Genomic DNA, 7,264 nt, shown 5'->3' with positions numbered 1-7,264 from the left:
GCCGCCGCAGTCAAAACTAGCCTCGAAAAAGCAGGTTGCAATCATGTCGAGATTTGTGAAACACCAGGATACCCAATTGTTTATGCCGAACATATTATTGACAAAAACCTACCAACTGTTCTGGTGTACGGTCATTATGATGTTCAACCGCCAGATCCTTTAGATTTATGGTCTTCGCCTCCATTTGAACCAGTTATAAAAGTTACAGAAATTCACCCAGAAGGTGCTATTTTTGCACGTGGTTCTTGCGATGACAAAGGTCAAATGTATATGCACGTAAAAGCATTTGAATACATGATACAAAGTAATTCTTTACCTTGTAATGTCAAATTTATGATTGAAGGCGAAGAAGAAGTTGGTTCTAAAAGCTTGAGCGGATTTGTAGAAAAAAACCAAGAAAAATTATCGTGTGATGTAATTTTAATTTCAGATACTGGAATGATTTCCAACCAACAACCATCAATTACAACAGGTTTGCGAGGTTTAAGTTATGTTGAAGTTGAAATTACTGGACCAAATCGCGATTTACATTCTGGACTTTATGGTGGTGCAGTTGCTAATCCAATAAATGTTTTAGCCAAAATGATTGCCTCGCTTCATGACGAAAATAATCACATCACTATTCCAGGATTTTATGATAATGTAGAAGAATTATCGCTAGAAGAAAGAGCCGAAATGGCAAAAGCACCATTTAATTTAGATAATTACAAAAAAGCATTGAACCTCAACGACATTTATGGAGAAAAAGGTTATGTTACCAACGAAAGAAATTCTATTAGACCAACACTAGACGTAAACGGAATTTGGGGTGGATATACTGGCGAAGGTGCAAAAACGGTAATTGCAAGTCAGGCATTTGCTAAAATTTCTATGCGATTAGTTCCTAACCAAGATTGGGAACAAATTACAGAATTATTTACCAAACATTTTGAAAGCATTGCACCAAGTGGCGTAACGGTAAAAGTAAAACCACATCACGGCGGACAAGGTTATGTAACGCCAATTGACAGCATTGGTTATAAAGCGGCAAATAAAGCATATACAGAAAGCTTTGGAGTTTCGGCAATTCCTGTACGTTCTGGCGGAAGTATTCCAATTGTTGCTTTGTTCGAAAAAGAATTAAAATCTAAAACTATATTAATGGGATTTGGTTTGGATAGTGATGCAATCCATTCACCAAACGAACATTTTGGAATTTTCAATTTCTTAAAAGGTATTGAGACTATTCCATTATTTTATAAGTATTTTGTGGAGCTTTCTAAATAGTTTGCCGCAAATTAGCAAATTATTAATCCGTTCATTCTTAATTGAGTGAACGGATTTTTATTATTTTTATTTGGATAATTCAGGAACTAATTTATAAATGTAATCTCTATGAACACCAGTAAAATATTTACCCATTTTTTTGCCAAACTCTTTTTGTTTAGCTTCGGTATTCCATGCAGCTTTAAATAATGAACTGTTTTTATCAAAAGATTTTTCTATACTTGCTAAATCATCAACAACAAAAACTTCTGTAAACTGAGTGTTATCTGAACCCCAAGCATGTACATTTGGATAATATGCTTTAACAAATTCATTTTTATTTATCACAGCATCAAAATATTGTTTATTTAATTCGGTATACTCTTTATTAGATCCATCTTTTTGATTTGCAAAATGACTTACTCTAATATAATATAACACTTCTTTATCAAAATTAGAACCATTCATTTTAGCGCCTTTCATAGTAGCATAAATTTCATCAGAGTGATTGCCAGCATAATAATTACTTTTTTTGTCGAAATAAGCTTTTGCAACTTTCTCATCAGGCCATGCTAATTTTTCTAATTCATCACTTCGTTTACCAGCTTTTTCTATAGCTTCCCAATTATCATAGGTGGTTACTAATAGAAGTTCAGTATTATCAGCAGTAAAATAATGTGTCAAAATAATTTGACCAACAATAAATTCGTTTTTCTTCACCACTTTGTCTAGATATTCTTTTTCACCTTTCTTCCATTCATCCATTGAAAAATCATCTAAATTCATGTTCCAATGCATTTTTGTTACAGTAATTAAGTAACTTTTTTCGTCTTGAGCAATAGAAGAATTACTCATTAATAGCAATCCAAAAAGAGCTATTACAAATGTTTGTTTAATCGTTTTCATAATTTCAAAATTTATTTATAATTGGTTAGTAATTACAACTTTGAAATTCGGGACAAAATAAAGACTTGGAGGGAAAACATAACTTTTGAGGAATATAAATTTACTAAAATCAATTAAAATAAATTATTGATTTTTAATATATTTTTTTATTTTTTTAATTTTAGAGGAATTAACTACACGTCTTAAATTTATTTTGCAGAAAATTACTACACTTTTTTTGAGATTAAAAATCATTTATAAAAGCAAAATAATAACTTTCAACATTTTACAACAAACTTAAATATTTGGCGTTAAATTTGTATTACATCATCAACTTGTCCAACTTTTTTGGTGGATATAAATCAATCAATCATGTTAAAACGTTTTTTCCTTCTTTGTTCTGGTGTCGATACCGACATTGTGAATGGTTGTTCCAACGGCGAACAAAATAAATATGCTGGTATTGGAGCTACAGTTTTCTTTACTGCAATTATGGCTTTTATTGCCAGTAGTTATGCACTTTTTACCGTTTTCGATTCGGTTTATTTAGCAGTTTTCTTCGGATTAATTTGGGGTTTACTAATATTTAATCTTGACAGATTTATTGTTTCAACCATAAAAAAAAGAGGCAATTTTCTAGACGAATTTATTCAGGCAACACCAAGAATTATCTTAGCAATAATCATTGCAATAGTAATTTCAAAACCATTAGAAATTAAAATTTTCGAGAAAGAAATTGCTACCGTTTTGCTAAAAGAAAAAAACGAAATGGCAATGGCAAACAAGAAACAAGTTACCAATTATTTTCAAACTGATGTTGATAAAAACAAAGCCGAAATTGACAGTTTAAAAAGTGACATTCGTAAAAAAGAAAAAGAAGTAAACGATTTGTATTCTGTTTACATAACCGAAGCCGAAGGAACATCTGGAACTAAAAAACTAGGAAAAGGTCCAGTTTATGCTGAAAAAAGATTGAAACATGATGCACAATTAAAACAATTGGATTCTTTAAAAACCGCAAACGCATTAAAAATCACAGAAAAAGAAACCAAAGCCAAAACATTACAAGCTGATTTAGATAAAAAAGTGACCGAAACACAACCAATTATTGATGGTTTTGACGGATTAATGGCACGAATAAATGCATTAAACAAACTGCCTTCGTTGCCATCGCTATTTATTATGTTGTTGTTTCTAGCTATAGAAACGTCGCCAATTATTGCCAAATTATTATCTCCAAGAGCAGAATATGATTTTAAACAAGAAGATCTAGAAATGGGAATACAAAATATGCTGGCTCAAAATCGTTATCAAAGTGAATTGCAACGAAAAACCGATGCAGAAATCTATGATAAAGTATATGCAGACATTAAAGAAGACAAGGAACTTTACAACTACAAGAAAAAAGGCGCTGTAGAATTATTGAAATTACAAGCTGATGGTTTTGTTGAAAAGCAAAAGAAGTCAATTTAGATTTTGCCACGAAGACACAAAGTCGCAAAGTTTTTTTTTAAAAATTATATAAACTAATAACAAAATAAAATCCGATAAATGTGACTTTATCGGATTTTGATTTTCTAAAACTTTGTGTCTTCGTGTCTTCGTGGCAATTACATAAAACTCAAAATCTCCTTTTTATAAGTATCATATTCGCCTTGCATAATCAATCCGTTATCCAATAACTTCTTATAATTTTGCAATTTTTCAAACAATTCATCTTGTGATAAATCGGCTAATGATTTTTCATTTTTTATTTCTGTTTGCGAAAATTGATTTTGTGGTTCTGCATTAAAAACAGGTTGAGAAACTGGAACAATTTCGGCAAAATTTGTAACTTCTTCTGTTTCCATTTCTTCAATTTCTTCAATCTGAACTTGATTCAGATTCTCATCTTCTGTAACAACCTCATCTTGAACATTAGGAATTGAATTTACAACTCCATTTTTTAAAATATCAAGTTGTTCTTTGGCGTAAGTATATAATTTTCTAGCTTGATTTTTTGGTAAATAATCAATAGTATGCGTTAAATCTGATTTTGTAGAAAAAGTAAATTCGGCACCAAGAATTCCTTCTTTTACAAAACTTCCTGCAATATCATCCCAATCATAATCTATAAATTCCATTGATAAACCTAAGTTTTTTGGCTTGCACAGAATAATTCTTTTATTAGTAACCACAACGCTATCTGGAAAAATAGTTACTGCTGGTTTTTTTTGCACAGCAATATATCCAATTTCTTCATTAGACATTAGAAGATTATTCAATTTAGCTGTAATTTTTTCAATTGCTTTTGGATCTTGATCTTCGTTTAATATTTTCTTTAAATTGTCTATCATAATTTATTTTTTGCCACTAAGACGCAAAGTCACAAAGTGTTTTTTTTTAATATGTTTTTTCAAGTTTTAAATCTATTTGCATAATCTTTCATCAAAAGTAATGCCTAATTTTATAATTCGTTTATTTCATTCTGAATTTTTTTGGTCAAACTTTTAAAAACCAATTCATAAGAATCATTTATTAATTCTTTCATCATTTTATCTGAAACATCACTGTTAAAATCAACAGTATTCCAATGTATTTTACTCATATGATAACCTGGATTTATGGCTTCATATTCGGCTCGAAGTTCTTCTGCGCGTTCGGGATTGCATTTTAAATTTAAGGATGGCGTTCCTTTTTCCCATTCTGATAAAGAGGAAAGTGCAAACATTTTTCCGCCAACTTTAAAAACTAAAGTATCTTCATCAAAAGGAAAATGTTCTGTAACTCCTTTTTTGGATAAACAGAATTCGTATAGTTGTTCGATATTCATTTTTATTATTTCAAATTTCTTTTAATAAAATTATTGTTTGGCAAATCATAAAAATCGCCACTTGCCTTTGTGCCAATTTTTTCATTACTTGTATTTAAAACCATTACTTCATCCATAAAATATAATTTAACTTTATTCCAACCTGCGCCTTTCCTTGGTTCAGAATTATCAGCATTTCTAATTTCTTTAATAGCTTTTTCTAATTCTTCTTTATCAATTATTGCAAATGTTGGATTTTCTTCTACAGCAAATGCTTCTCCTTCAATATGTTTAAAATATTCAATTTTATACAATGTTGTATTGTAAATTTTTGGATTATTAATACTAAAATTATCACGTTTACAAGAAGTCAAAAAATAAGAAATTATAATTAGAAAAAGACATACTTTAGTTTTCATACATTTGAATTTTTATAAATCATTCTTATTTACTTTCTCCATCATTTTTTCTGGATGAGCCAACATTTTAAACCCAAATTTTTTATATAAAAAATGTGCATCTGATGTTGCTAATCGCCAAATTTTAACTTCTTGCAACTTCGGTTCGTTCATCATTGCATCAATTAAAACAGAAGAATATCCTTTTCCTCGATGATTTTCATCAATAAAAACATCCATTACATAAGCAAAAACGACATAATCGGTAATTACTCTGGCAAAACCAATTTGTTTATTATCCAAATAAATTCCAAAACAAACAGAAGCATCAATCGTAGTTTGCACTTCTTCAATAGTTCTTCCTGCTGCCCAATAAATATCTTTCAAAAAGTCTTGAATGAATGGAATGTCGAGTTTGGATTTATCTGTTGAAACGGTTATTTTCATTAGTAGTCAGTGTTCAGTTTTTAGTGATCAGTTAATTCATTTTTTAATTTGAAATATTAATTTTGATGATGTAAGTTATTCTACTGAACACTTTTTTCTGAACACTGAACACTATATAGAATTGGCTTACTTGGACTTGCATCATTTTCAAACGAAGCAATTTGAAGATTTAGTATGTAACTTCCATCTATTACTTCATCATCAACATAAATCATTTCGGTAATGGTACAATTCATTCTGGCATCGTCGTTTAAATTTTTTACATCTTTTACATTCCAAAATGCTTTGTGCGCCAATAGTTTTCCTTCATCTTCTTCTCTATCAACACTTGGCAAATCTATTAATAAATGTTGAATACCAATTTCTCTAATGTAAATTGCTGCTTCTTCAGATAAATATGGCGGATTTGTATTGGAATATTTTTTATGTTTTTTTGATTCTAAATTTGGAAGCGTTCTTATAATAATTGCTTGAGGATTATGGATTTGATTATGTGATTTCTCCTGCGTCGAAATGACAAAAAGATGATGAATTTGTTGTTTTGTAATTATGAAATCACCGTCAATAAGTTCTGGCTCAACAGAAATTAATTTTGCTGTGAAAAAAAACTGTTTCAAACACTGATTTATGGAATAAAATTCTCGTGTTATGTGTCCGAGACATTCTGTGTGCGTTCCGTGTCCGTGAGGATTGAAGAAAATGTTATTGAAATTTGTTGAACTTCCTTCAGACACTTTTCCTATCCAATCACCAAATCTTACTGGTTCAATTTCTGGTTTTTTAATGTACCACGCAATTGGGTTTTCGTCTGTATTGGTTAACGGAATGGAAATATCAATTGGTTTTGATAGGTCGATTTGGTAGTTGTTGATTGTTGCTTTCATAAGTTTAACCACAAAGGTCACAAGGTTTTCACTAAGTTCACAAAGCTTTGTGTTTCTTTGTGCCTTCTTCGTGTTCTTAGTGGTTAATAATCATTCCAAATTTAGCAAAAACAAATCACTTGCAATACCATCACTTAAAAATTTTCCTTTTTTGGTGGTTTTTAAAACATTATTTTCAATTTCTAACAAATTATCTGAAATGAATTTTTCTGCTTGTTGCTGTAAATGCTCTATATATTTTGTTCCGAATTCGGTTTCAATTCGTTCTAAAGAAACACCCCAAATCGTTCGTAAACCCGTCATTATATATTCGTTATATTGGTCTGTTTTGGATAAAGTTTCGGTTTCTGAAGGCAAATTATTTTCTGCAATAGCTTTCAAATACAAAGAATTATTGGCTATATTCCAACTTCTACTTTGACCATTATAACTATGTGCGGACGGACCAATTCCAATGTATTTTTTACCCAACCAATAGGCTGTGTTGTTTTTTGAGAAGTAATCTGGTTTTCCAAAATTGGATAATTCGTAATGCACAAATCCGTTTTCTTGTAGTTTATCGATTAAAATGTGGAAATGTTGTTGCGCTACATCGTCATCTAAGTTAGGAATTG

At 30.3% G+C, this 7,264-nt stretch carries 8 protein-coding genes and 1 pseudogene; 2 read left to right on the top strand and 7 right to left on the bottom strand.

Translation table 11 applies throughout. The features are described from left to right. Positions 1-1,266, top strand: a 1,266-nt coding sequence (locus ACH2BO_RS15290; RefSeq protein ID WP_395045595.1) for a dipeptidase, incomplete at its 5' end; no start/stop codon positions are given. 66 nt (positions 1,267-1,332) lie between these two features. On the opposite strand, the gene ACH2BO_RS15285 is transcribed toward ACH2BO_RS15290, so the two are convergent. Next, positions 1,333-2,151, bottom strand: a complete 819-nt coding sequence (locus ACH2BO_RS15285; protein ID WP_395045594.1) for a hypothetical protein — start codon at positions 2,149-2,151, stop codon at positions 1,333-1,335. Between the two features lie 351 nt (positions 2,152-2,502). Here ACH2BO_RS15285 and ACH2BO_RS15280 point away from each other — a divergent pair, with 351 nt between their 5' ends. After that, positions 2,503-3,603: a DUF4407 domain-containing protein gene (locus ACH2BO_RS15280; RefSeq protein ID WP_395045593.1), complete on the top strand. Its 1,101-nt coding sequence runs from the start codon at positions 2,503-2,505 to the stop codon at positions 3,601-3,603. 137 nt (positions 3,604-3,740) lie between these two features. Here ACH2BO_RS15280 and ACH2BO_RS15275 read toward each other — a convergent pair whose 3' ends face one another. The 6 genes and pseudogenes from ACH2BO_RS15275 to ACH2BO_RS15250 form a co-directional block, all read right to left on the bottom strand. Further along, the gene (locus tag ACH2BO_RS15275; RefSeq protein ID WP_395045592.1) at positions 3,741-4,466 is read right to left on the bottom strand and encodes a PH domain-containing protein; all 726 of its coding nucleotides are present in this window, start codon (positions 4,464-4,466) and stop codon (positions 3,741-3,743) included. 110 nt (positions 4,467-4,576) lie between these two features. After that, the gene (locus tag ACH2BO_RS15270) at positions 4,577-4,942 is read right to left on the bottom strand and encodes an MmcQ/YjbR family DNA-binding protein (RefSeq protein WP_395045591.1); all 366 of its coding nucleotides are present in this window, start codon (positions 4,940-4,942) and stop codon (positions 4,577-4,579) included. Positions 4,943-4,947: 5 nt separating this feature from the next. Beyond that, positions 4,948-5,340, bottom strand: coding sequence for a hypothetical protein (locus tag ACH2BO_RS15265; protein ID WP_395045590.1), 393 nt, complete (start codon positions 5,338-5,340; stop codon positions 4,948-4,950). Between the two features lie 12 nt (positions 5,341-5,352). Further along, a complete protein-coding gene (locus tag ACH2BO_RS15260) occupies positions 5,353-5,766 on the bottom strand; it encodes a GNAT family N-acetyltransferase (RefSeq protein WP_395045589.1) in 414 nt (137 codons plus the stop codon). Between the two features lie 80 nt (positions 5,767-5,846). Further along, positions 5,847-6,650, bottom strand: a complete 804-nt coding sequence (locus ACH2BO_RS15255; RefSeq protein ID WP_395045588.1) for a cyclase family protein — start codon at positions 6,648-6,650, stop codon at positions 5,847-5,849. Between the two features lie 90 nt (positions 6,651-6,740). Further along, positions 6,741-7,264: pseudogene (locus ACH2BO_RS15250) on the bottom strand (coproporphyrinogen III oxidase); the annotation flags it as partial.

The organism is Flavobacterium sp. (genome assembly GCF_043773265.1).
Lineage (GTDB): Bacteria > Bacteroidota > Bacteroidia > Flavobacteriales > Flavobacteriaceae > Flavobacterium.
The sequence above is the reverse complement of the archived record's forward strand: the minus strand, read 5'-3'. Positions and strand labels throughout refer to the sequence as shown.